Origin of the sequence: Hufsiella ginkgonis (assembly GCF_009834915.1) — a bacterium.
GTDB classification, from domain to species: domain Bacteria; phylum Bacteroidota; class Bacteroidia; order Sphingobacteriales; family Sphingobacteriaceae; genus Hufsiella; species Hufsiella ginkgonis.
Genome location: NZ_WVHS01000005.1, coordinates 225,591 through 248,792 on the forward strand (window position 1 = coordinate 225,591; position 23,202 = coordinate 248,792).

The window sequence follows — 23,202 nt, forward strand, 5'->3', positions numbered from 1 at the left end:
TTAGGTGCCTGGCTCTTTAAAGTGTATTAAATTCCTGTATCAATGTATGCAGTTTTATGAGCTGTTGGTCGGATACCATCCCGCCCGTACGCACCTGCGCGATCTCTCTTAGCAACGACGCAACCAGTTCGGGACTGGCGCCCGACCGCTGTACAAGCATTTCGGCAAAAGCCTGGTCGAGCCCGGCGGTCTTTACGTGGTAACGGCTACGGATATGCTCCAGCAGGTACCGGATCTTTTTCTCTGCAATGTTCCGGTTATCGCGCTGGTGGTAATATACCTGGCCCACTACCTGTACAAACTCGGTTGTGGCGTTCTTCATCGGGTCGGCAATGGGAATGATCCGTTGCCGCCGCTTCATCTCGAACAGCACAAACAGCAGCATGGCAACCAGCGTAATGTAATACGCATTGCGCAGCGGCGGGTTCGCGGAGATGAAACGAAGCGGGGAGACGTCCTTTCCCTCGTTGCCCATCACCGTATGCTCATCCCAGATCACCTCCTTCCCATGCGGGAAATAAGAAAAAACGGTCTCTGCGTAACGGGCGCCCGCTGGTTTCAGCAGTACGTAATTGGTAAAAAGCTGCGGTGAGGCCACCAGGAAAAGTGCGCCTTTACCAAACCTGAACCTGATAAAATTAGCTCTTCCATTTCCATTAACGCCCAATACCGTGGCCCGGGCACTGTCAAACTTACTGAAAAACTGCCAGCCGATCTGCTTGTCGAATCTATACCTCCTGGCTGGAAGCCGCTTGTCCGTAAAACGAAGGCCGTTCGGCTTGCGTACTCCATCAAATACGATACCCGTGGTTTTAAGCTTTAATTGCCTATCGAGAAACTGGCCGAAGTTATAGGCGGCGATAAAGACCGTATTCCCGCGTTCCATATAAGCTTGCATGCGCTTAAAGTCATTGCGGTCTATGTAGGCCGAACCGGCGAGCAACAGGTAGGTGCTGTTGGTTAGCCCGGCGCGGCTCTCCAGCGCGTTGTAAACCGGCAGACGGTTATCGGTCACCTTGCTGTGCGGGAACAGCGCGGGCAGCTGGTTGTAAAGCACATAAGTGCCAAAGGGGATCTTATCTGCACGTTTATAGGTCTCAGACCAGTCGACCGGCTTGGGCTTATTATACTGCGCAACCAGGTAACCGATAAATAAAATGGAGGCCAGCGAAATGTAGATCTTCAGGTCTCTCATTACTTTTTACCGGTAAAGTGTTTAAATGCGCCCCTGATCTCCTGGAAAGCATCAGGCTGCACCGGGAAATTGCCGTACCAGATATATTCGAACTGCCTGGTGAGCACAGAGAACTGTTCCTTTTTATCGGTATTGGCCAGTTCCTGCAGGTAGGCGCCGTTCGTCTTATCGTTTTGCCAATGGATCATCCCCGAGTCGCTGAGGTATTTTAAACTGCTAAGATAGAGCAGCCGAACCGCTAGCCGGTAGTTCTGAACGCCTGCAGCACGCTCGATCTCATCGTCGAAGCTGATCTCGTGGATGTTTTCGAGCGATTCCTCGTAAGGCACTTCAATGCCTGTCGGCTTGCGAGTAAAGACCTGGATAGGGTCCATCCCGATAAGCTTCAGAAAAGCGTAAATAGACCCGGCAATGCCCAGTCCCCAGAAAAGTATCTTAAAAAGATTCCCTGTAACCGGCGCCGATGTTATCCCTTCGAATAAGCCCCAGAACCATCTCCAGAAACGTGACCACAAGGATTGCCCCGCGTATACACCGTTATCCCGGTAAATAAAGGCAGGACTCCGGCGGTATTCGCCAAGCTGCCGCTCATTAAAACTTCGCGCGGTGAATGCCGACGTATCGGCAACAGCCACCTGCTGTTCTATCGTCGCCTTAACGGGAGAGGGGTTACCGGACCCGTATGCGGGCCAGGACGCAAAGCACAACAAAACAGCAAGGAAAAATCTCATCTCAATATTCTTCGGGCGATGCAGGGCCTTCCTGTTCCAGGCTGCCGAGTTTCTCGATCCTGCCGACTAAACCGGTACCATCTTTCACTTCGGTGAGATTGTAATAGCATAGACAAGTAACTACCCATGGAAGGATGTAAAACACTGCCGAGAGCTGCGAAACAATGCTGATGGCGATTATCAGCGGTTTTGAGATCGTTTCGCCCGTACCCGCCATCACACTGCCCATCCCGATGATCATCGCCGGGATGGCAAATATCATCGCGAAAGCGTATAGCACGAGGCCGATCACGAAAAGCGCGCCGAAAGTAGTCCACCAATAATCTTTAACGAGGCTGAAGCCGCGGCTGAATGCATGACCGATGGTGCCGTTCTCCATCACCAGCACTACAAGGATCAGTGAACTGATCGGGATCAGGTAGATGCCCGGCAACACGCAGCAAATAATGCCCAGCACCTGCATAAGCCCTACCAGGATGAACGCACCGGTATATTGGAAGAAATAATATTTCACCTGCGTCCATACTTCTTCTACCGAGGGCGGTACCCCAAGCTTTTCGCGAAGCGATATGTACGAGATCACGGTGAGGCCGATGGCGACATGCTCCAGCAAGGCCATGATAAGCACAAGCACCTGGCCAAGGCCAAATGCCGCGAAACGCCGCTGGGGAAACACCGGTACTTCATCATTGGTGAGCGACAGTATCTGCAGCTGGGTGAGTGTGCTGACGATGATGCTGGCCACGATAAAAAAGCCGCAGATACCGGCAAAAGCCGTTAACAACGGCTTCCAGTTCAGTTTTACAAACGTAAAGGTGTCGGAGATCAGCTCGCTGAAGTCTCTTTGTTTTCTCAGTTCCATATTTATGATAAGTTTCCGGTTTTGGCGCGACGATGAAGAATATTAGGATAAATGATCACATACCACGTGATGAACAGGAAGGATGCCGCCAGGATCGCACCGCTTAGCCAGCCCGGCATTTCGGTATGCCGCGTGATAAAGCTTTCCAGGAACCCGGCCGCGATAAAGACAGGCACCAGGCCGATGGCGATCTGCGTGCCTTCGCGGGCGCCGCGCTTAAACGATTCGAGCCGCGTATATGTACCGGGAAAAAGCAGGCTGTTACCCAGCACCAGCCCGGCACCGCCGGCAATAACGATGGCCGAGATCTCCAGCGTACCATGGATCCAGATCACCAGCACGGATTCGAGCCCCAGGCCCTTGCTAAAAAAGTAATATTGAAACGAGCCCAGCATAATGCCATTCCTCATCAGGTGATAAACCGTGCCCAGGGAGGCCATGATTCCCCAGATGAACGTGTTAAATGCCACGTAAATGTTGTTGCTGGTGATCATAAAGAACATGGTGAACTCGCCATGCCCTTTGTAAATACCGAACGGATCGCCTTTGGCTATGTTCTCGTTGGTTTCGTTCACATAGCTGTTGCCCATAATGACGCGCACGAACTGGTCGTCGTACTTCGCCGATAAGGCCCCGATGAGACAGAAAAACACGAATATCAGGAACGAATACAACAGCTGCCGCTCGTTCTTTTTAAACAGCAACGGAAGCTCCGTTTTCCAGAAACCGACAAAACGGTTCGACTTCTCCTTCTGGTTCTTGTAAATGGTTTGATGGAACCGCGACGCCAACCCGTTCAGATACGCCGTAGTTTTCGATTTCGGATAAAACGTTTTGGAATAAGCCAGGTCGTCGGTGATCTCGATGAACCGTTCGGCCAGCACGTCCGGGTCCTGCGATTCCAGCTTATCGTACAGGTGCCACTTTGCAGAATTTTGCTTAACAAAAAGGGCTTCTCTCATCCGCGGAGGTATCTCTCATATTTTGTTCAAAATAAATACAATATTCAACTTTTCAGGAAAAAAAACAGGAAGGAAAGGGGAAAGCGATAAAAAGATATATTTGGATTATGCATACGGTAAAGATCACCACTTCACAAAACATCGATATTGAATATGACGCGGCTTCTGTGGGCGACCGGATACTGGGTTATATCATAGACCTGGCGGTTTTTTTCTGTCTATATATCGTGGCGACCATTATCGGTTTTATGTCGACCGCCACCCTGGGGAATTTCGCCGGATTCGGCGTCCCGATCATATTTATCATCCTGATGGTATTGCTGGTGTTTTACGACCTCCTGTGCGAGGTGTTTATGAACGGGCAAAGCATCGGCAAAAAAGTAATGAAGATCCGCGTGATCAGCCTGAGCGGCGGGCGCCCCACTTTTGGGCAATACTGCATCCGGTGGCTGATGCGCATTGCAGACATGACGCTTACCTCGTGCCTCGGAGCATTGATCACCATCATCGTTACCGAGAAGAAGCAACGCCTGGGCGACCTGGCGGCAGGCACCACGGTGATCAAAACGGTACCGAGGACCAATGTTTCGCACCTGGTGTTCGTACCGCCGGCGCCGGGTTATAAACCGGTTTTCACCAGGGCGGCCGACCTGAGCGAACAGGACATCGTGCTCATCCACGAAGTGCTTGCCAATTATGACAAGAGCAACAACGACAGGCTGCTCTATTCCATGGCCAGCAAGGTGAAAGCGCACCTCGGTATCACCACGGCAGACACCATGACCGACCTCGCGTTCCTTACTTACATTATACAAGACTACAATTACGCAGTGGCGGAGGCAGATAGCAGTGCGTTATGAAGCCAGGTAAGTGAACGGGTAAACGGGCAGGTTGCGAAGGAGCCAGAAGCCGGCTACCAGCCCGAAGATCACATGGGGCGTATACCGGTACGAGGGCAGCTGCCAGCGGCGGGTATCGCCCGTGGCAGTACGTAACCGGTAATAGGTATATACCGGCAGAAATGGCAGGGAAACCACCAGGAGCAGGTTATAGTCGGCGGCGCGGGCAACTTCCCCATGCAACAAGGCATGAAACGCACGCTGGGAACCACAACCCGGGCAGTCGAGCCCGGTGAGCCGGCGGAAGGGGCAGTGCAGGAAAAAAGCCGGCGACACCGGATCGCAAGCGACGTAGATAACCGCCAGCGCAGCAACCGTGACCACGGGCAACAGGTAATACTCCGGCCTTTTCATACGCGGATCACTGGCTGCTCACCACTTTTCCAACTAGCTCTTTCACCCATAAGCTGTATTGTTTCCCGGAAGGATGCAAGCCATCAGGCGCCGCCAGGGTAAGGTCCGTTAAGGCTTGTTTCGATAAAAGAGTGATATCGGTATAACTGACGCCCGCCTTGAGCGTTTCCTCTTTGTTGATGGCGTTAAAAGCATCGATCTCCGCGCCGATCTTGGCCCTGTCGCGCCCTTCAGCGAAAGGCATGACGCCCCAGTCAGGGATAGAAAGCACAAACACATGTGCTTTGCTGCCATTCGCGAAACGGATGGCCGTGGCCAGCAGGTCCCTAAACTCTTCACGATAGGTTACCTGGCTGTAGCCCCGGTATTGGTTGTTCACGCCGATCAGCAGGGTCACGACGTCGAAAGTGCCGGTCTTAGCAGAACGGATGGCTGCCTGCAGTTCGTCGGTGGTCCAGCCCGTGCGCGCAATCACCTGGATATTTCCCACGGGCTTGCCTTGCTGCTTCAGGCCATCGGCCAGCTGGGCCGGGAATGCCTGCGCCGAAGGCACCGACTCACCAACGGTGTATGAATCGCCCAGTGCCAGGTAAGATAGCCCGCCGGCGGGATCGCTGGTGTTTACAGGGGACTGGTTGATCAATGTTGTCATATCCTTGTTCTTCCCGGAGCAACCGGCAAGTGTTTCAGCTGCCAGGAAGAAGATGAGCCATAGTTTCGTCATTGGGCAATACATTAACAGGTTGCATGTTAAACAATACGAAAATATGCTGCAGCAAGATTTCTTTCACCTTGTTTATACCGGGATCATGGCCCAGCTCGCGTGCCATCGACGTTACATCCTTATCATCGATCCCGCAGGGCACGATGTGTTTGAAGTAGCCGAGATCGGTGTTTACGTTAAAGGCAAACCCGTGCATGGTCACCCAGCGGCTGCAGCGCACGCCCATGGCACAGATCTTTCTTGCAGACGGTTTATCGGCATCTATCCATACGCCCGTATAACCCGGGTACCGGCCCGCCGTAATGCCAAAATCGGCGAGCGTGCGGATGATCGCCTCTTCGAGCGTACGCAGGTAGCGGTGAATATCGGTAAAAAAATTATCCAGGTCGAGAATAGGATAGCCCACTACCTGGCCAGGGCCATGGTAAGTGATATCGCCCCCCCGGTTAATCTTGTAGTAAGAAGCCCTTTTTTCGGCCAGCGCTTCCGGGGTAAGCAGTAAATTTCCCGGCTTCCCGCTTTTCCCGAGCGTATACACATGCGGATGCTCCGCAAAAACCAGGTAATTACTGGTAGGCAGGGCAATCGGCGCCGCCCGGTTGGCGATCTTTTGCTGCACCACCGCATCGAACAGCGCTTCCTGGCGATCCCATGCGGCCGCGTAATCAACCAGCCCCCAATCCGCTACCGTTACTTCCTTATTCTGTAACATAACCGATCATATAATCATGAAAACGCTCGTAGTGGATCACATAACGGCTGGCAGATCCCGGTAACACCAGCGAGGCGTTAAATGAGCCCGCATCACTGCTGGTAAAGGGATCGAGCCTGATATCTTTCAAAAACGAGATCCCGCTTTTTCCGTGTAATTTATAGATGGCTTCCTTGGCGCACCAGCAGATGTACAAATGTTCCACCTGCTTGCCGGGCTCTATAAAGGAGAGCTCCCTGCGTGTGAGGAACTTGCCCGCTACCCGCGTGATCTTGGTCTTTACCAGCTCTATATCGATCCCCACGCCCTTGTTCTCGCTGATCATCACCGCCGCATAGTCATACGAATGGCTCAGCGAGATCTGGTGCGGGAAATTAACCAGGTAAGGCTTGCCGTGCTCATCGGCCTGGCAATCGATGTACTGGCTGGTGCTCAGCATCTTGCGGAGCAGCACACGGGTACTTAGCCAATGCAGGTTACGCTTCCCGTTATTGAGCGTTTCCAGGTAGGCTTGTTCATGCGCTTTTAGCTGCAGCTGCTGATACAGTTCTTCGGCCGTCTCTTCAATTTTCCATACGGCAAATGCCGTCTTTTCATCCAGCTGCTTACGATACACCAATGCCATGCTCTCTGTTAAATGCCTGCAAAATTATCGTAAATTATTCTACTTTTAGCATGAGGGCCGGACGTTAGACGTTTTACGTTTTACGTACTTGCATAACGGCTATTATCGCCGGGTAAAAGAGCAACCGCCCAGTCTTAAAAATATTAAATTAATAACCACGTATTCATCAGTAAGCGAAAAAACAGGTATCTTACTACAACCCGTCAATTCTTCTGCCGTATGAAACGTACTACGTACAACGCCTAACGACCTATTGAAATGATCCTTTCCGACAAACGCATTCTCGAAGAAATTGATAAGGGTACCATTATCATCGAGCCGTTTAACCGCGAGTGCCTTGGCACCAACTCCTATGATGTACACCTCGGCAAATACCTGGCCACTTATAAAAGCCGCGTGCTGGATGCCAAAGCACATAACGAGATCGACCATTTCGAGATCCCCAAAGAAGGGTTCGTGCTGCAGCCCGGCACACTCTATCTCGGCGTAACACGCGAATACACCGAAACACATGCCCACGTGCCGTTCCTGGAAGGGAAATCGAGCACCGGCAGGCTAGGTATAGACATCCACGCCACGGCCGGCAAGGGCGATGTAGGGTTCTGCAACACCTGGACACTGGAGATCTCCGTTGCACAATGTGTGCGTGTGTATGCCGGCATGCCAATCGGTCAGCTGATCTATTTCGCCGTAGATGGCGAAGTGGAGGTAATGTACAATACTAAAGGCAACGCCAAGTACAGCAATAAAACCACGCGGCCCGTAGAAAGCATGATGTGGAAGAACATTTTCTAGGGGTTTCTGCGTTATAACATTGAACTATTCCTTCTTTTAAGAAGACCATATTATTTATTATGATGAAGCTAAAATATACCCTCGTGGCAGTGGTGTCGCTCTCGCTGCTTACGCTCGGGTTCGCCCTGCGCGAAGACGAGCCGCTGAAGACGCTGCTTTCCAGGCTCGAGAAATTCCGGGTAGACTTCCCGCAGGAGAAAGTGCACCTGCACCTCGATAAGCCTTACTATTCCATCGGCGACACGATCTGGTTCAAGGCCTACGTGGTTGATGCGGAAAAGAACCACATCACCGGGCTCAGCAAGATCCTCTACGTCGACCTGATCAATGATAAAGACTCGATCAAGCAGTCGCTGCGGCTGCCGCTCATAGCGGGCGGCCTGGGTTGGGGAGATTTCAGCCTCTCCGACAGCCTGCGCGAAGGCAGCTACCGCATTCGTGCATATACCACCTGGATGCGTAACTTCGGGGAAGAGTACTATTTCGACAAGACGATAAGCATTGGCAACGTGTTCTCGAACACGATTCTCACAAAGGCGGACTATACTTTCACCAAAATTGGTAACAATGAAAAAGTAGACGCTACCATCAATTATACCGACCTGGGAGGTAAGCCGGTAGCGAATAAAATCGTAACCTACGAGGTAGAGCTCGATCTCCGCAGTATTTCCCGCGGCACGGGCACCACCGATGCCAACGGCGACCTGAAAGTATCGTTCGTAAACAACCAGCCGTTCCTCCTAAAAGCCGGCAAGATCAATACTCACCTGAAAATGGACGAAAAGAACCTCGTTAATAAAACGGTACAGGTAAAGTCCACCTCTGATAAAGCGGATGTACAATTCTTCCCCGAAGGGGGACAGCTGGTGGACAGCGTGCGCTCGCGGGTTGGCTTTAAAGCGGCGGGGCCCGACGGGTTAGGCATCGTGATCGGCGGGACGATCACCGACAAAAACAACGAAACCGTGGCCGAGATCAAAACCGAACATGCCGGTATGGGGGTTTTTACACTTACCCCGGTAGCCGGTAATACCTATACCGCCAATGTCAGGTTCCCGGACGGCTCGGAAAAAAAGGTCCCCCTGCCGCGGGCCGTAAGTGAAGGATACGTGCTTAGTGTGAACACGATCGACCCCGAAAACCTGGGCGTACGCATCTCGGCCAGCCGCAGTAAGCTGGCGGAAAAAGAAGTGACGCTCGTAGCCCAAAGCAACGGCGTAGTAAAATATGTATCGAAATCCATGCTGAGTACACCGGTGCTTACCGCGAAGATCCCGAAGAGCCGGTTCCAGGCGGGGATCGTTCAGTTCACCCTGTTCTCTGCCGCCAACCTGCCGCTGGCAGAACGACTCGTATTTATCCGTGGCAACGACCAGCTCAGCATCGGCCTTGCCGCTAATAAACCCGCTTATGCACGCCGGGAAAAAGTGACCATGGACCTCGACGTAAAAGGGCCCGACGGCAAGCCCGTGATCAGCAGCTTTTCGGTGGCGGTAACCAATGCTACCCGTGTACCGGTGGAAGAGGCCAAAGAAAACACCATCTTCTCCGACCTGCTGCTTACCTCCGACATCCGCGGGTACGTCGAAGAACCCAACTATTACTTTATGGAACCGGTAGCCGAAAAAGACAAGCACCTCGATAACCTGATGCTGATCCAGGGATGGCGCCGCTTTACCTGGAAGAACATCCTGGCGAACGTGTATCCCAACATCACTTTTATGCCCGAACAGGGGATCAGCATTAGCGGCCGGGTAACCTCCACCAACGGCAAACCGCTTGCAGGCGGAAAAGTGACGGTATTCAGTACCTCCGGCGATGGCATGCTGCTGGATACCTTAACTGATGCCGAAGGAAAGTTCCACTTCAAAGACCTTGCCTTTACCGGTAAAACCAACTTCGTGATCCAGGCGCGCGACGCGAAGAACCGCAAAAATGTAGACATCGACCTCGACAGGATCCCGCCGCAGCTGGTTACTAAAAATAAAAACGCCGCTGATATCCAGGTAAATGTAACGCCGCTGATGCTCACCTACCTGAAAAGCCGGAACGATGAGTTTGCCGAAATGCGTAAAAACGGGATGCTGCGGCGCTCCATCGTGTTAAACGAGGTAAAGGTATCTGAAAAGAAAAAGCCGGTAACAAATTCCAGCAACCTCAATGGCGCGGGCAACGCCGATGCCATTATTAAAGCCGAACAGCTGCAGACCTGCCAGACGCTTGCGCAATGCCTGCAGGGACGGGTAGCGGGGCTGATCATCCAGAACGGTATCGCCTACCTTACCCGGGCGATGAACAGCTCGTTCCAGGGCCCGGTGCCTATGCAGCTGATAGTAGATGGCATATACCAGCAGCCTGATATGCTTTCGATCATCAACCCGAATGATGTGGAAACCATCGAGGTACTAAAAAGCGCGGGCAACACCGCCATTTATGGGATAAACGGCGGCGGGGGCGTACTCATTATCACTACCAAACGCGGCGGCTCAAACCTCGACTATACCAAGTTCGCACCGGGTATTACCAGCTATTCGCCGCTCGGCTATTACCTGGGCCGCGCGTTTTACTCGCCCAATTATGAGAACCCGGAGACGAACACCCGCCTTCCGGATGTGCGGTCCACCATCTATTGGAACCCGCATGTAGTGACCAACGAGGGCAAAGCGAAACTTGAATTTTACACCTCCGACGGAGCCGGCACCTATCGCACGGTAGTGGAAGGGTTAAGCCAGGATGGTAAGCTGGGCCGCAAAGTGCTCTATTACACCGTAAAATAAGCATCGCAATGAACACCATCCGGGTAACACAGCGCGACAAGGTTGCGATAGTAACATTAGACCGCGGCCGCTCCAACGCCCTAAACGCCGAAATGTGCAGCGAGCTTAACACCATCTTCAGGGCCATCGAACAGGACGACCAGGTGCTGGGCGTGATTCTCACGGGCAAAGAGAACTTCTTTTCCGCCGGGCTCGACCTGATCGAGCTTTACGATTATAACGAAGTACAGATTAAAGACTTCTGGAGCAGTTTCCTGGAGCTTACCCGCATGCTGGTTATGTTCAGGAAGCCCTTTGTAGCGGCCATTAACGGGCACGCGCCAGCCGGCGGATGTGTGCTGGCTATTTGCAGTGACTACCGCATCATGGTGGATGGCAAGTATATTATCGGGCTTAATGAAGTGCCCGTGGGGATTATCGTCCCGGAAAGCATTTTCCAGCTATATGCGTTCTGGATCGGTTCGGGGCGCGCTTCACGTTTCCTGCTCGAAGGCAAGCTGATGAAGCCGGAGGAAGCGCTGCAGGCCGGCCTCGTAGATGAGCTGGTGCCCGAAGGCACGATCCTCACTTCCGCCGAACGGCAAATGAAAAAATATATCCAGCTCAATGCCGTCACCTGGCAGCAAAGCAAAATAAATATCCGGCGGGAACTGGTCGAAAAGATCTCCGCCGATCAGTCGGCCATGCTCGATATCATGCTCAGGCAATGGTGGTCGCCTAATACCCGGTCAATCCTGCAAACCATTATCGGGAACCTTCGCCAGAAGGCGCCCGGAAGCTAACTGATAAACCACACGTTATGGAACCCATTACAGGTATGCTGCGCGACAACGCTTTGCAGGGAAGAACGATCATTATTACCGGCGGCGGCACAGGTCTCGGCAGGTCGATGGGCACTTATTTCCTTGAGTTGGGCGCCAATCTGGTGATCACCAGCCGAAAACTCGACGTGCTCGTAAAAGCGGCCGCCGAAATGGAGCAGGCAACCGGCGGAAAAGTACTTCCCCTTGCCTGTGATGTACGGGATTATGATCAGGTACAACAGGTAATCGCCAAAACGCTCGAACAATTCGGCACCATACACGCCCTGGTAAACAACGCGGCAGGTAACTTTATATCGCCTACGGAGCGGCTGTCGGCCAATGCCTTCGGCGCCATTATCGATATCGTGCTGAAAGGCACCGCCAACTGTACGCTCGCCACCGGCAAACATTGGATAGCGGCTAAACAGCCCGGGACTATCCTGAACATTATCACTACCTACGCTTTTACCGGGTCGGGGTATGTGGTACCTTCGGCCTGCGCCAAAGGCGGCGTATTGGCGTTAACCAGGTCGCTGGCCGTTGAATGGGGCAAATACGGCATCCGCACCAATGCCATCGCACCCGGCCCCTTTCCCACTAAAGGCGCATGGGAACGGCTGCTGCCCGGCGATATGGCAAAACAGTTCGACTTTAAACACCGGGTACCTCTTAAACGCACCGGCGAGCACCAGGAACTGGCCAACCTGGCGGCTTTCCTGGTATCCGACTTTTCCGGTTACGTGAACGGGGAAGTGATCACCATCGACGGTGGTGAATGGCTGCAGGGCGCAGGCCAGTTCAACGGGCTGGAAGCGATCCCCGACGAACTATGGGACGGATTGGAAAAGATGACAAGAGCCGCGAAAAGTTAACCTTTACTTTATCAACACTTTACTTTCCTGTTATTTCCCTTATTTTTGTGTTATGAACACCCGCTTTGCCGATACCCAGGTAGAAGAACAAACATTAACTATAGAAGAGATTCTTTCGGCGTTAAAAACCACCCATCGCCTTATTTTATGGAACGATGACGTGAATACTTTCGATCATGTGATCTATTGTATGGTCAAATACCTCGACTACAGCGAGAGCCAGGGTGAAAAGATCGCCTGGAAAGTACATAACGAAGGAAAGTGCGATATCCTCGAGGGATCATTTACCGAGCTGGAAGTGTACCGGAAAATCCTCCAGCAAGAGGGATTAACGGTATCGGTGGACTAACATGCCGGCATGCTAAACTGCCTGTTTTACACCCACGCGCTATTCCCTGAACGTATCCCCTTGCTTAATGTCGCCAGTTTCAAACCCCTTCCTGAACCAGTAGACGCGTTGTGCGGAAGTACCATGGGTAAACGAGTCCGGGGTTACCTGCCCGCCGGATTGTTTTTGCAGGCGATCGTCGCCGATGGCATTAGCCGCATTCAGCGCTTCTTCGATATCGCCGGCTTCGAGAATGTTCCACTTTTGCTGCGCATGATGCGCCCACACGCCGGCATAAAAATCAGCCTGCAGCTCGAGTTTCACCGAAAGCTTGTTGTACTCAGTTTCGCTTAATCGACTGCGCAGGGCGTCGACCTTGTCCGTGGTACCCATCAGGTGCTGCACGTGGTGACCCACTTCATGTGCGATCACATACGCATTGGCGAAATCGCCGCCGGCGCCAAAACGTTCAGATAGTTCGTTAAAAAAAGAATAATCGAGGTACACCTTCGAATCGGCGGGGCAATAGAACGGGCCGGTAGCGGAGCTGGCAAACCCGCAGGCCGCCTGGGTAGAATTGCGGAACAGTACCACCGTCGGCTTTTCGTACGCCGAGCCATTTTCACGGAAGATCTCTGTCCATACCTCTTCCGTGTAACCAAGCACCTGCGACACGAACTGGTATTCCTTGTCTATTACTGGGGCGCTTGCTTCAGCCTGTTCGGTGCCGGAGCCCTGTATCTGCTCCATGATCTGGCCGGGATCTTTTCCAAAGATCAATCCAAGAATGAGGGCGATCACGGCAGCGCCGCCGCCCAATGCAAATTTACCGCCCCCACCGCTCCTGCGGTCTTCAATATTGCCACTGCCGTTTCCTAACCAACGCATAGTTTACTGGTTTTATGGTGGTTCAACAGGGGAAAAGGAAACTTGTTTGGGGCGCCCAGTTATGAGTGATCAGTAATCAGTTCCTATCCCTAGTTAGCAGCGCTTACAAGGTGATAGGAACTGACTACCGGATACTGACTACTGACAACTGCTACTTCCCAAACCCAAAATAATCCTTAGCGTTATTATAGCAGATATCTTCGATGATCTTGCCAAGCCATGCGATATCTCCGGGCAATTCGCCGTTCTCTACATCCCTTCCAAAAAGATTACAAAGGATGCGGCGGAAATATTCATGCCGCGGGAAAGACAGGAAGCTCCTTGAATCCGTAAGCATCCCTACCATCCGGCTTACCAGGCCCATGTTCGAAAGTACGTTCAGCTGGCTCTCCATGCCGTCTTTCTGATCGAGGAACCACCAACCGGAGCCATACTGGATCTTGCCGGCCACGGAGCCGTCGTTGAAGTTGCCGATCATGGTAGCCATCAGCTCATTATCAGCCGGGTTGAGGTTGTATATGATGGTTTTTGCCAGCTGGTCGCTATTGTCAAGCCGGTTCAGGAATTTCGAAAGCTGGCGTGCCTGGCTAAAGTCGCCGATAGAGTCCCAGCCGGTATCAGGACCCAGCGTACGCAGCATCCTTGCATTATTGTTGCGCAGCGCACCGAGGTGATATTGCTGAACCCAGCCTTTTTCATGGTCCCAGGTAGCGAAATGGATCAGCATAGCCGACTTGAACTTCAGCACTTCGGTATATGACAGGGACTGGCCATTGCGGATCTTTGCAAAGATCTCCCGTACTTCTTCATCGGTGTAGTCTTCCGCGTAGATTTGCTCCAGCCCGTGATCGGATACTTTACAACCATTCCTGGCGAAGTAATCGTGACGCAATTTAAGCGCGTCCAGGTAGCTGTCGATGTCGGTGATGGTTACGCCGGTCACTTCGCTCACCTTATCGATATATACGTTAAGCCCGGGGAGGTCGTCTGCGTTCATCGCCTTATCGGGACGAAACGCCGGAAGTACCAGGATGTCACAGTTATCGGCCGCCACGGCCTGGTGATGTTCCAGCGTGTCGATGGGATCGTCGGTCGTACAAACGGCCTCTACGTTCATCTTGCGGAGCAGGCCGCGCACAGAATAATCGCGGGTATGCAGCCGCGACGAACACTCGTCGTACACCGCCTTTGCGTTTCTTCCCGAAAGGATATCGTTTACCCCGAAATAACGCCTCAGCTCGAGGTGCGTCCAGTGGTACAGCGGGTTACGCATGGTATAGGGAACCGTCTCCGCCCATTTCTGGAACTTCTCGAAATCGGTTTTCGAACCGGTAATATAGGCTTCGTCTACACCGTTCGTGCGCATGGCGCGCCACTTATAGTGATCGCCGGCAAGCCAAACCTGGCTCATATTTTCGAAATTGATGTCTTTTGCAATCTGCTCCGGGATCAGGTGGTTGTGGTAATCAATGATAGGCATCGACTTGGCAAAATAATGGTAAAGCCTTTCTGCTGTCGCGTTTTGCAGCAAAAAATTGTCATCTAGGAATGCTTTCATGTAATACTTTTCTTTTAATGCTGGTTGGAAGTTGGAGGTTCGAAGCCCGAATAACGTTCTGCTATAGTGAGACGCCGCGTTTCCAGGGGATAAAATCGTCCTGTCCGTGCCGTACCGAAGCCACCTGTATTTCGCCGCTGGCAACACCTATCACATAATCCAGGATCCGTTCCCCGGCCTGTTCGATGGTCTCATCGCCTTCAATGATCGATCCCGTATCCAGGTCGATGATATCGTTCATCTTGTTATATAATTTCGTATTGCTCGACAGTTTTACCACCGGTGTGATCGGGTTGCCGGTGGGTGTGCCGAGACCCGTAGTGAACAGCACCACGTTTGCGCCCGAGGCTACCTCTGCGGTAGTCGATTCCACGTCGTTCCCGGGTGTACACAACAGGTTCAAACCGGGTTTGGTTACTTTTTCGGGGTAGTCGAGGATAGCCGTTACGGGGGAGGTTCCCCCCTTTTTAGCGGCGCCGGCCGATTTAATGGCATCGGTGATCAGCCCGTCCTTGATATTTCCCGGTGAGGGGTTCATATCAAAACCCGAACCTACCGCCATTGCGCGCTCATTATACGTTTTCATGAGATACCTGAACCGGTCGGCGCTTTCGGTATCCACACAGCGGTCGCTCAGGTTTTGTTCTACGCCGCAAAGCTCGGGGAACTCGGCCAGGATCACCGATCCGCCAAGGGCGATGAGCAGATCGGACGTGTACCCGATCGCCGGGTTGGCAGAGATCCCGGAGAACCCGTCGGACCCGCCGCATTCCAGCCCGATACAGATCTTGCTCAGCGGGGCAGGTTTACGTGTATTTTCATTTGCCCGGATCAAGCCGGCAAAGGTTTGTTTAATGGCCTGGGAAAGCAGCTCGGCTTCCGTTCCTGTCTTCTGCTGATCGAGAATGTACAGCGGTTTGCTGAAAGCCGGGTCGCGTTTAGCGATCTCTTCTTCGAGTATAGATACCTGCGCGTTCTGGCAGCCAAGGCTCAGCACGGTAGCGCCCGCCACATTGGGATGCGTGATATATCCTGCCAAAAGCCCGCATAATGCCTGCGCGTCCTGGCGTGTACCGCCGCATCCGCCGGCATGGGTAAGGAACTTAATGCCATCGATATTCGGGAAAAGCCGGTCTTTGGCCGGAATGGTATCCGGGGAATCGATCTCGGTATACAGGATCTCTTCTATGCCGCTTCCTGATTTGTACATATCGATAAGCGCGCGTGCCTGGTTTTCGTATTTCTTGTTGCGGCCATAACCAAGTTGGGTCACCAGGGCTTCCTGGAGCACCTGCAGGTTACGGTTCTCACAAAACACCATCGGTATCACCAGCCAGTAATTGCCGGTCCCCACGGATCCGTCGGCACGGTGGTAGCCGTTAAAGGTGCGCCCCGCCCATTTCGATACATCGGGCATCTGCCAGCTGGTATGGCGCTCACCCGTGATAAAATCGCTGGCGGCGTGTTTGACGTTCCTGATGGATAACAAGCCACCTTCGGCGATATCCGTTTCGGATTTCCCCACCAATACGCCGTACATGATGATCTCGGTACCAGCGGGTAAGGGAACCGCCGCAAACTTATGTTTCGCTTCAACAAATTCGGGGAGAATGTATTGTTTCCCCTCGTAGCTCACTTGCTCACCTGCCTCAAGGTTAGTTAAGGCAACTATCACATTATCGTCCTTATGAACTTTTAACACTTTCTGCTTCATCTCCTTGGTTTTACTAGGCGCTTTAGGTTGGACGTTTAAAGCCTGGATGCTTACCCGTGGCACAGCTAAGCCCGCGGACTTACAACATAGAACGCCGGACGTCCCACCCTAACCAGCGCTAAATATACTGCATTCCTCACCTATTATGCTACAACCGATTTAAGGTCATTTAGCACTGATATTATCCCTTTAGTCATCATAGTTAGCATTTTACGGGTTACAGACGCTTCAAAGCCCGGCAACAACGTAAGATCGGTATCCCATAAAGCCCGGTCCGACAATACTTTCGCGGCGATCTCCCCGGGGCCGGCATGCTTCCAGGCTTGTGATAGCACGGCCGCCTGGTCGTCGGTAATGCGGTACTCCCGGCCGTTGGCCGAACCGAAGTACTGGTCGCCGTTTTCCTGTTCCGATTTCATGAACAACAGGTACGCAGCGAAGCCTGCGGCAATATGTTCGGGCACTTCTTCCGAGTGCTTGTAATGGTTAAGTAATACCGGCAGCACCCGCATTTTCAATTTTGCCGAAAACTGGGCGGTAATGGCCAGCCACAGGTGTTCGATATGGGGGTTCCTGAACCGGTCGAGCACCTTTGCGGCAAAACCCTTCGCCTCCTGTTCGTTCACCTGGTAAGGAATAGCAGGTGCGATCTCCTGCAGCATCAGGCTGGAAACGAAAGCAGCCATCGCCTCATTGTCCATGGCATTTTTCACGGTATCGAATCCCGCGAGGAAAGCGATACCACAGCTGAGGGTATGTGTGCCGTTCAGCATGCGCAGCTTCAGCTCCCGGAAGATCTCGATATCCGGCGCGATCACCACACCGGGATCGGCCTGGGAGAAGGCGAGCGTTTCGCGTACTTTTTCACCGCCTTCTATCGCCCATAGGCGATATGCCTCGGAAACGATCACGAGGTCGTCGCGGTAACCCAGCTCCCTTTCCAGCGTATCGATGGTAGCCCCGTCGGGCTTACCCGGTACGATCCTGTCTACTAAGGAATTACAAAAAACAATGTGTTTATCTAGCCATTGCATGAATCCGTCGGGGAGTCCGTTCAGTACGGCCAGCCTGGTCACAATGTCTTTCAGCTTTTTCCCGTTATCGATGATGAGCTCGGTCGGCACGATCACCATGCCGCTTTCCTCACTTCCGTGGAAGGCCTCGTAACGGGCCGCGAGGAAGGCGAGCAGCTTACCCGGGAATGAGCGCGGCGGCTGGTCACCAACGCGGTCGGTATCCAGCAACTGGATGCCTACTTCGGTGGTATTGGAGATCACCACTTTCATTTCCGGGTTTTTCGCGCAGGCCAGGATCGCTTGCCAGTCGCCCGATGCGGCAAGCACCCGGCTGATGGACGCGTTGATCATGATCTCGTCTACCTTCTCGTTGTTCTCGATACCCTTAATGGCGTGTGTAAAAAGGCCGTCCTGGTCGTCAAACCCGGACGCGCCACCGGTACCGGTCGACTTAACCACCACGATCCGGCCATTAAAGATCCCCTGGCGGTTAGCTTTATCGATAAAATAATCAGGCAAGCCTCTTAATAAAACTCCGGTGCCAAACTGCAGCACTTTTTCAGGCAGCTGGAATAACGATTCTTGCGGGACTAAATGCTGTGTTTTTACCCGTCCCAGGGACTCACGTGAAAGGATCATCTATCTCTGTTATTTTGTTTTCGGCGCCACCTGCTTCACCAGCCATTTGGCGAAGTCGTTTGCTGCCTTATAATTTTCGAAGCTTGCCGGCAGTTTCCGGCCGTCTACATATTCGTTATAGAACCAGGGATCACCGACGGCGATTACCGTACCTTTGCCATATTTTGCGGTAGCGGCAACCACATCGCCTTTATGGGTAAGCGCTGCTTTGGCGGTGCCGCTTAAGCGGAGGGAGGAAAATTCCTTGATGTACACTTTCCTGGCGGAGGTAAAGACCGGGTTACCGGCCGGGATAGCGATCGCGCCCATTTCGAACTCGCTGCCGGTCACTTTATTCTTGCTGTCTTCATTAAAGTGAATGCCGAAGGTTTCGGCCAGCTGGTTAAAATGGGTAAATTCTGCGTTGCCCGCATCATTGCCAAGCAGTACGAGCACTCCCCCTGCATTTACCCAATCGGCGATCGCTTTTGTATGTGCAGGCTCAACGAAGTTCGGCTTTGGCGATTCTTTTTCCGTGTCGGGGTCTACAATGAGGTAGATGTCGGTCCATTTCAGGTTGGCTGCATCAGGCGCATTGTGGCGGGTGAACAAGGAGGCACCTGTTTGGGTGAACGCTTGCGCCAGGAAATCATATCCATTGTTATCACGTTCTTCCCACAGGTAATGGAAAGGCTCGGAATTGCCCGTAGCCGGCTCCTTGTGTACTTCGTTGTTAAAATAAGAGTCGAGCGCTACCCGAACGCCTTTTCCTGTTTTTGGCGTGGCGGCCAGCTCCATCTCGTTGGAGGCAAGGATCAGTGCGCCCACGCCTTTTGGATCGTTGGTGATCACCTTCTCCCTCATGTAATATTCGTAGCTTCCGTCGCGGTAAGGGTTCCCGCCAAGGCCCGAAACGCTTACGGTACCTTTCAGGTTCACCTTACCGGGGCCGCGTACTTCGATAAACTCTTTGTTGATGCCCGCATATCCTTTTTGTGCGATGGGAAATGCCGATGCCGGCAGGTAGCCTTTGCGTACGCCCTTGGAAACGGTGTATACGAACATGCAGGCAGCCGACGCTTCATGGTAGTTTCCTTTGCCGGTGGGTTTATCCAGCACGTCGTACCAAAGGCCGCTTTTTACCTCCTGCACACTTTTAATGGCGGCGGTTAAACGGGTCAATATGTCGATAAGGTCTTTTCTTTTCGGATGCTCAGCGGGGAAGTAGTCGAGCACATCCACCAGCGCCATGCCGTACCAGCCCATGGCCCTGCCCCAGAAGTTGGGCGAGTTACCGGTCGTTTTATCCGCCCATTGCTGTGCTTTCGATTCATCCCAGCCATGGTACAGCAGGCCTGTTTTCGGATCGCGGGCATGCTTTTCCATGTAGATGAACTGGTTGGCGATGTCGTCAAATACGAAATCGTTTTTTGTCAGCGCGGCGTATTCCGCGTAAAAGGGCTCGCCCATATACAGGCCGTCGAGCCACATCTGGTAAGGATAGACCTTTTTATGCCAGAACCCGCCCTCGTTGGTGCGCGGCTGCTTTTTCAGTTGTTCCCAAAGGGTGTTTGCCGCTTTCAGGTACTTCTCCTGGCCGGTTACTTTATAAAGCGTGATCAGCGAGCGGCCGTTCTTTACGTTGTCGATGTTAAAATCTTCCTGTTTATAACTTGCGATATTTCCCTCTTTATCCACATAATGATCCATAGAGTGCTGGATATAACGGAAATACTCCGGGTTGGCAGTGCGTTTCCAGATGCCGTCGATCCCTTCCAGGATCACTCCCTGGTCGTACGACCATTTGACGGTTTTGCCGGGCGTAAATACCAAGGAGTCCTTCCAGATATCCATCACGGTAGCCGCCATCTTTTCCGAGAGGGATTGGGCATAAGAAAACCCGCTGCCCGTTACCAGGAGCGCGAGTGTTAATAATCTTTTCATCGGTTGGTTAATTATGGTCATTACAGGTTACCTGATTTCGCGGTGGCGCCGGAAGTATAGGTGATCTTCGATTTCGCCTGCCCGGTATCCGTGTTAATCACTTTAATATTGTCGCTTTTTTCTCCCTTCACGCTAAAAAGCAGTGCGGCGCCTTGCGGGTAACTCAGGCCGTCGATGGTAACGGTATTCGAATTAAGCAGGCTTACCACCGGCTCGGTCTCCGTAGGCGCCACCTTTACATTTTTAAGGAAAATACCTTTTGCTTCCTGGATATCGATGCCTGTTTTCGACTGGATGGTTATGTTATCGAGGTAGATATCGGAGATGCTCATTTCAGGCAGACCGCGTACAAAGATCGCTTTCTCTGCGCCGTTGCATACCACGTTACTGATGTGGAAATCCCTGAACACCGGGGTGGCCTCCGTTACCGGGAAGAGCTGCACCTTAGGAGCGTCGCGTTTTTCGCCGTTGAGGGCAACCGGGTCCTGCGCCATGTAATACATATCGAACAGGATGGCCTCTGCCGGAATGTCCCTCATGGTGATGTCTTTAATGTGAATTTTTTCCACTATCCCGCCCCTGCCGCGCGTGGTTTTAAAACGAAGGCCGATGTCTGTCCCGATAAACGCGCAGTTTGAAACAAAGATGTTCCGAGCGCCGCCCGACATTTCGCTGCCGATCACAAATCCGCCATGCGCATGGTAAACGGTACAATTACGAACGATCACATTTTCAGTAGGCATGGCACGTTTACGACCTTCTTCGTCGCGCCCGGATTTAATACAGATCCCGTCGTCGCCCACATCAAAAGAACTTCCTTCTATCAATACGTTTTTGCACGATTCCAGGTCGATCCCGTCTCCATTCTGCGCATACCATGGATTGCGAACAGTGAGGTTCCGTACGGTGAGGTCTTCGCACATGAGCGGATGCAGGCACCAGGCGGGCGAATTCTGGAAAGTCACTCCCTCGAGCAACACCTTTTTGCAGCTGGTAAGCAGCAGGAGGTTGGGACGGAGAAAATCTTTTATTGAATTGTAGAACTCCGGTGTTTTTTCCGGGGAGATCGCACCGGGATTCTTCATTTGCGAGCCCTGGAACGACTTCTGTGACGGGTACCAGGTACGCTGATCGGCGCTTACCAGGCCTCCCGAAGCTACCAGCGTTTTCCATTGCGATTCGGTAAGCTTGTCTTTCTTCACCTGCCGCCAGGCGTCACCGTTCCCGTCGATGATCCCTTTGCCGGTGATGGCGATGTTGGTTTGCCCCGTGGCCGATATGGGCGATTGATTACGCATCTGCGGCAATCCTTCCCAGTTGGCGGCCACGATAGGGTACTGATCGAAGTCTTTTGTAAACTGGAGCAAAGCGCCTTCCTTCAGGTGAAGGTTCACGTTGCTTTTGAGTACGATGGGGCCGGTAAGCCACAACCCCCGGGGAAGCACCACCACACCGCCGCCTTTTTTACTGCAATCGCTGATCGCGGAATTAATGGCGCCCGTATTGAGCGTGATCCCGTCGGCCTTTGCCCCGTATTTCAGGATGCTGAGGGTATCCTTCCTGAACAGTGTCGTTTTTACCACCGGAAGCGCTTTAAACGAATAAGTTTTAGACGCCGCAGGCTGTGCGGACACATAAAACCCGGCGCCTGTAGTACCTGTTAATAAAAATAAAATGATTGTTGTTATCCTGGATTTCATTGCCGGCAGATTATTAGAACTTAGATCAATATTGAACGTTGCGGCACGGTTAAAAGTGTCGGAATAAGCTTGTCAGCCTCGTTTGGTTAGCCATCCTGACTGGCAATTTTAAACAGTTTACGCTTAAAAAAACCGTTTTGACCCAAAAATATTCACGCAATCGTTCCCGGAAAACCTTAGCGATCCATACAGCACAAAGCGGAGAGCCGAAAGCAAAGCGACTGTTAACTTGTGTTGGCAGTCGCTTTGTGCTTTCGGCTCTCCGCTTAAACGCTTGTACCTTTTACCGGTTACCTTAAATCTTTGATCGCTACCGGGTCCATGTCAGCGTATACGAGGTTTTCCCCGCACATCGACCAGATGAAACCGTAGTTGGAAGTTCCGCCGCCGGAATGGATAGACCATGGCGGTGAGATGATCGCCTGGTTATTTTGCACCACCAGGTGGCGTGTTTCCTGCGGTTGCCCCATAAAATGGAATACCACCTGGCCCTCAGGTACATCAAAATAAAAATAAGCTTCCATGCGGCGATCGTGCACGTGCGAAGGCATGGTGTTCCAAACGCTTCCCTTACTTAAAATGGTGAGTCCCATTACCAGCTGGCAGCTTTTTGCACCCTCCAGGTGAATGTACTTGTAAATGGTACGCTCGTTAGCGGTATCGCCGCTGCCGATGGTGACAGGCAATGCCGCTTCCTTTTTGATCAGCTGATGCGGGAATTCCTTATGTGCCGGCACGGAATAGAGGTAAAACCTGGCAGGCTCACTTGCAGACACACTTTTAAAGGTAACTTTCCTGGATCCTTTCCCTGCATATACGGCATCCAGCTTATTCACTTCGTAAGTGGTGCCATCTATATTTATGGCGCCGGCGCCGCCTACGTTGATGATGCCGAGCTCGCGGCGCTCGAGGAAATACTCGGCGCGCAGGTTCTCGTAATTAGGCAATTCGAGCTCCCCAGCTACCGGCACCACACTGCCCACAATGGCGCGGTCGTAATGCGAGTACGTAAAATTGAACTGGTCATCCTGCATCAGGTCCTCGAGCAGGAAATTCGCGCGGAGATCGGCGGTATTTAGGCCACTCACCTCTTTCGGGCTCTGGGCGTAGCGTTGGTTCATTATC

General features: G+C 52.5%; 21 protein-coding genes. 6 read left to right on the forward strand and 15 right to left on the reverse strand.

What is annotated here, in order from left to right; all coding sequences use genetic code 11:
* Nucleotides 1–16: 16 nt before the first annotated feature.
* From GS398_RS19780 to GS398_RS19795, 4 genes are read right to left on the reverse strand one after another with little or no spacing between them, the layout of a single operon-like run.
* Nucleotides 17–1,195: a DUF4350 domain-containing protein gene (locus tag GS398_RS19780; RefSeq protein ID WP_160908549.1), complete on the reverse strand. Its 1,179-nt coding sequence runs from the start codon at nt 1,193–1,195 to the stop codon at nt 17–19.
* Nucleotides 1,195–1,926, reverse strand: a complete 732-nt coding sequence (locus tag GS398_RS19785; protein WP_160908550.1) for a DUF4129 domain-containing protein — start codon at nt 1,924–1,926, stop codon at nt 1,195–1,197. The genes GS398_RS19780 and GS398_RS19785 overlap by 1 nt, the downstream gene beginning before the upstream one ends.
* Nucleotide 1,927: 1 nt before the next feature.
* A complete protein-coding gene (locus GS398_RS19790) occupies nt 1,928–2,788 on the reverse strand; it encodes a hypothetical protein (protein WP_160908551.1) in 861 nt (286 codons plus the stop codon).
* Nucleotides 2,789–2,790: 2 nt separating this feature from the next.
* Nucleotides 2,791–3,750, reverse strand: coding sequence for a stage II sporulation protein M (locus tag GS398_RS19795; protein WP_160908552.1), 960 nt, complete (start codon nt 3,748–3,750; stop codon nt 2,791–2,793).
* A 107-nt stretch (nt 3,751–3,857) separates the two neighbouring features.
* Here GS398_RS19795 and GS398_RS19800 point away from each other — a divergent pair, with 107 nt between their 5' ends.
* Nucleotides 3,858–4,610 carry an RDD family protein gene (locus GS398_RS19800; RefSeq protein ID WP_160908553.1) on the forward strand — a complete coding sequence of 251 codons (753 nt, stop codon included), beginning with the start codon at nt 3,858–3,860 and terminating at the stop codon, nt 4,608–4,610.
* On the opposite strand, the gene GS398_RS19805 is transcribed toward GS398_RS19800, so the two are convergent.
* The 4 genes from GS398_RS19805 to GS398_RS19820 are packed head-to-tail and all read right to left on the reverse strand — an operon-like array spanning nt 4,605 to nt 7,064.
* Nucleotides 4,605–5,003 carry a DUF2752 domain-containing protein gene (locus GS398_RS19805; RefSeq protein WP_160908554.1) on the reverse strand — a complete coding sequence of 133 codons (399 nt, stop codon included), beginning with the start codon at nt 5,001–5,003 and terminating at the stop codon, nt 4,605–4,607. The genes GS398_RS19800 and GS398_RS19805 overlap by 6 nt on opposite strands.
* A 7-nt stretch (nt 5,004–5,010) precedes the next feature.
* Nucleotides 5,011–5,727, reverse strand: a complete 717-nt coding sequence (locus GS398_RS19810; protein WP_160908555.1) for an SGNH/GDSL hydrolase family protein — start codon at nt 5,725–5,727, stop codon at nt 5,011–5,013.
* The gene (lipB, locus tag GS398_RS19815; protein ID WP_160908556.1) at nt 5,690–6,439 is read right to left on the reverse strand and encodes a lipoyl(octanoyl) transferase LipB; all 750 of its coding nucleotides are present in this window, start codon (nt 6,437–6,439) and stop codon (nt 5,690–5,692) included. The genes GS398_RS19810 and lipB overlap by 38 nt, the downstream gene beginning before the upstream one ends.
* Nucleotides 6,426–7,064, reverse strand: coding sequence for a 4'-phosphopantetheinyl transferase family protein (locus tag GS398_RS19820; RefSeq protein WP_160908557.1), 639 nt, complete (start codon nt 7,062–7,064; stop codon nt 6,426–6,428). Before GS398_RS19820 ends, lipB begins: the two co-directional genes overlap by 14 nt.
* 258 nt (nt 7,065–7,322) lie before the next feature.
* Between GS398_RS19820 and dcd the strand changes: the two genes are divergently transcribed.
* Genes dcd through GS398_RS19845 form a run of 5 tightly spaced genes read left to right on the forward strand, consistent with a single transcriptional unit; the run spans nt 7,323 to nt 12,660 of the window.
* The gene (dcd, locus tag GS398_RS19825) at nt 7,323–7,859 is read left to right on the forward strand and encodes a dCTP deaminase (RefSeq protein ID WP_160908558.1); all 537 of its coding nucleotides are present in this window, start codon (nt 7,323–7,325) and stop codon (nt 7,857–7,859) included.
* A 59-nt stretch (nt 7,860–7,918) separates the two neighbouring features.
* Entirely contained in the window at nt 7,919–10,636 is a 2,718-nt protein-coding gene (locus GS398_RS19830) for a carboxypeptidase regulatory-like domain-containing protein (RefSeq protein WP_237488261.1), read from the forward strand.
* A gap of 8 nt (nt 10,637–10,644) precedes the next feature.
* Nucleotides 10,645–11,418, forward strand: a complete 774-nt coding sequence (locus tag GS398_RS19835; protein WP_160908559.1) for an enoyl-CoA hydratase/isomerase family protein — start codon at nt 10,645–10,647, stop codon at nt 11,416–11,418.
* 17 nt (nt 11,419–11,435) lie between these two features.
* Complete coding sequence (locus GS398_RS19840; RefSeq protein ID WP_160908560.1) at nt 11,436–12,311, forward strand: SDR family oxidoreductase; 876 nt, start codon at nt 11,436–11,438, stop codon at nt 12,309–12,311.
* 52 nt (nt 12,312–12,363) lie between these two features.
* The gene (locus GS398_RS19845; RefSeq protein ID WP_160908561.1) at nt 12,364–12,660 is read left to right on the forward strand and encodes an ATP-dependent Clp protease adaptor ClpS; all 297 of its coding nucleotides are present in this window, start codon (nt 12,364–12,366) and stop codon (nt 12,658–12,660) included.
* Between the two features lie 39 nt (nt 12,661–12,699).
* Here GS398_RS19845 and ypfJ read toward each other — a convergent pair whose 3' ends face one another.
* The 7 genes from ypfJ to kduI form a co-directional block, all read right to left on the reverse strand.
* Nucleotides 12,700–13,527, reverse strand: a complete 828-nt coding sequence (ypfJ, locus tag GS398_RS19850; RefSeq protein WP_160908562.1) for a KPN_02809 family neutral zinc metallopeptidase — start codon at nt 13,525–13,527, stop codon at nt 12,700–12,702.
* A 151-nt stretch (nt 13,528–13,678) separates the two neighbouring features.
* Nucleotides 13,679–15,085, reverse strand: coding sequence for a glucuronate isomerase (gene uxaC / locus GS398_RS19855; protein WP_160908563.1), 1,407 nt, complete (start codon nt 15,083–15,085; stop codon nt 13,679–13,681).
* 61 nt (nt 15,086–15,146) lie between these two features.
* Nucleotides 15,147–16,799 carry a UxaA family hydrolase gene (locus GS398_RS19860; RefSeq protein ID WP_160908564.1) on the reverse strand — a complete coding sequence of 551 codons (1,653 nt, stop codon included), beginning with the start codon at nt 16,797–16,799 and terminating at the stop codon, nt 15,147–15,149.
* A gap of 143 nt (nt 16,800–16,942) precedes the next feature.
* Complete coding sequence (locus GS398_RS19865; RefSeq protein WP_160908565.1) at nt 16,943–18,454, reverse strand: tagaturonate reductase; 1,512 nt, start codon at nt 18,452–18,454, stop codon at nt 16,943–16,945.
* 9 nt (nt 18,455–18,463) lie between these two features.
* Entirely contained in the window at nt 18,464–20,377 is a 1,914-nt protein-coding gene (locus GS398_RS19870) for a glycoside hydrolase family 88/105 protein (protein ID WP_160908566.1), read from the reverse strand.
* A 20-nt stretch (nt 20,378–20,397) separates the two neighbouring features.
* Nucleotides 20,398–22,077, reverse strand: a complete 1,680-nt coding sequence (locus tag GS398_RS19875; protein ID WP_160908567.1) for a glycoside hydrolase family 28 protein — start codon at nt 22,075–22,077, stop codon at nt 20,398–20,400.
* A gap of 290 nt (nt 22,078–22,367) precedes the next feature.
* Nucleotides 22,368–23,198, reverse strand: a complete 831-nt coding sequence (gene kduI, locus GS398_RS19880; protein ID WP_202406147.1) for a 5-dehydro-4-deoxy-D-glucuronate isomerase — start codon at nt 23,196–23,198, stop codon at nt 22,368–22,370.
* Nucleotides 23,199–23,202: the final 4 nt, after the last annotated feature.

Bases quoted from the DNA above. Each gene is read 5' to 3' on its own strand.
- GS398_RS19780 (WP_160908549.1), bottom strand. From the start codon at position 1,195: ATGAGAGACCTGAAGATCTACATTTCGCTGGCCTCCATTTTATTTATC.
- GS398_RS19785 (WP_160908550.1), bottom strand. From the start codon at position 1,926: ATGAGATTTTTCCTTGCTGTTTTGTTGTGCTTTGCGTCCTGGCCCGCA.
- GS398_RS19790 (WP_160908551.1), bottom strand. From the start codon at position 2,788: ATGGAACTGAGAAAACAAAGAGACTTCAGCGAGCTGATCTCCGACACC.
- GS398_RS19795 (WP_160908552.1), bottom strand. From the start codon at position 3,750: ATGAGAGAAGCCCTTTTTGTTAAGCAAAATTCTGCAAAGTGGCACCTG.
- GS398_RS19800 (WP_160908553.1), top strand. From the start codon at position 3,858: ATGCATACGGTAAAGATCACCACTTCACAAAACATCGATATTGAATAT.
- GS398_RS19805 (WP_160908554.1), bottom strand. From the start codon at position 5,003: ATGAAAAGGCCGGAGTATTACCTGTTGCCCGTGGTCACGGTTGCTGCG.
- GS398_RS19810 (WP_160908555.1), bottom strand. From the start codon at position 5,727: ATGACGAAACTATGGCTCATCTTCTTCCTGGCAGCTGAAACACTTGCC.
- lipB (WP_160908556.1), bottom strand. From the start codon at position 6,439: ATGTTACAGAATAAGGAAGTAACGGTAGCGGATTGGGGGCTGGTTGAT.
- GS398_RS19820 (WP_160908557.1), bottom strand. From the start codon at position 7,064: ATGGCATTGGTGTATCGTAAGCAGCTGGATGAAAAGACGGCATTTGCC.
- dcd (WP_160908558.1), top strand. From the start codon at position 7,323: ATGATCCTTTCCGACAAACGCATTCTCGAAGAAATTGATAAGGGTACC.
- GS398_RS19830 (WP_237488261.1), top strand. From the start codon at position 7,919: ATGATGAAGCTAAAATATACCCTCGTGGCAGTGGTGTCGCTCTCGCTG.
- GS398_RS19835 (WP_160908559.1), top strand. From the start codon at position 10,645: ATGAACACCATCCGGGTAACACAGCGCGACAAGGTTGCGATAGTAACA.
- GS398_RS19840 (WP_160908560.1), top strand. From the start codon at position 11,436: ATGGAACCCATTACAGGTATGCTGCGCGACAACGCTTTGCAGGGAAGA.
- GS398_RS19845 (WP_160908561.1), top strand. From the start codon at position 12,364: ATGAACACCCGCTTTGCCGATACCCAGGTAGAAGAACAAACATTAACT.
- ypfJ (WP_160908562.1), bottom strand. From the start codon at position 13,527: ATGCGTTGGTTAGGAAACGGCAGTGGCAATATTGAAGACCGCAGGAGC.
- uxaC (WP_160908563.1), bottom strand. From the start codon at position 15,085: ATGAAAGCATTCCTAGATGACAATTTTTTGCTGCAAAACGCGACAGCA.
- GS398_RS19860 (WP_160908564.1), bottom strand. From the start codon at position 16,799: ATGAAGCAGAAAGTGTTAAAAGTTCATAAGGACGATAATGTGATAGTT.
- GS398_RS19865 (WP_160908565.1), bottom strand. From the start codon at position 18,454: ATGATCCTTTCACGTGAGTCCCTGGGACGGGTAAAAACACAGCATTTA.
- GS398_RS19870 (WP_160908566.1), bottom strand. From the start codon at position 20,377: ATGAAAAGATTATTAACACTCGCGCTCCTGGTAACGGGCAGCGGGTTT.
- GS398_RS19875 (WP_160908567.1), bottom strand. From the start codon at position 22,077: ATGAAATCCAGGATAACAACAATCATTTTATTTTTATTAACAGGTACT.
- kduI (WP_202406147.1), bottom strand. From the start codon at position 23,198: ATGAACCAACGCTACGCCCAGAGCCCGAAAGAGGTGAGTGGCCTAAAT.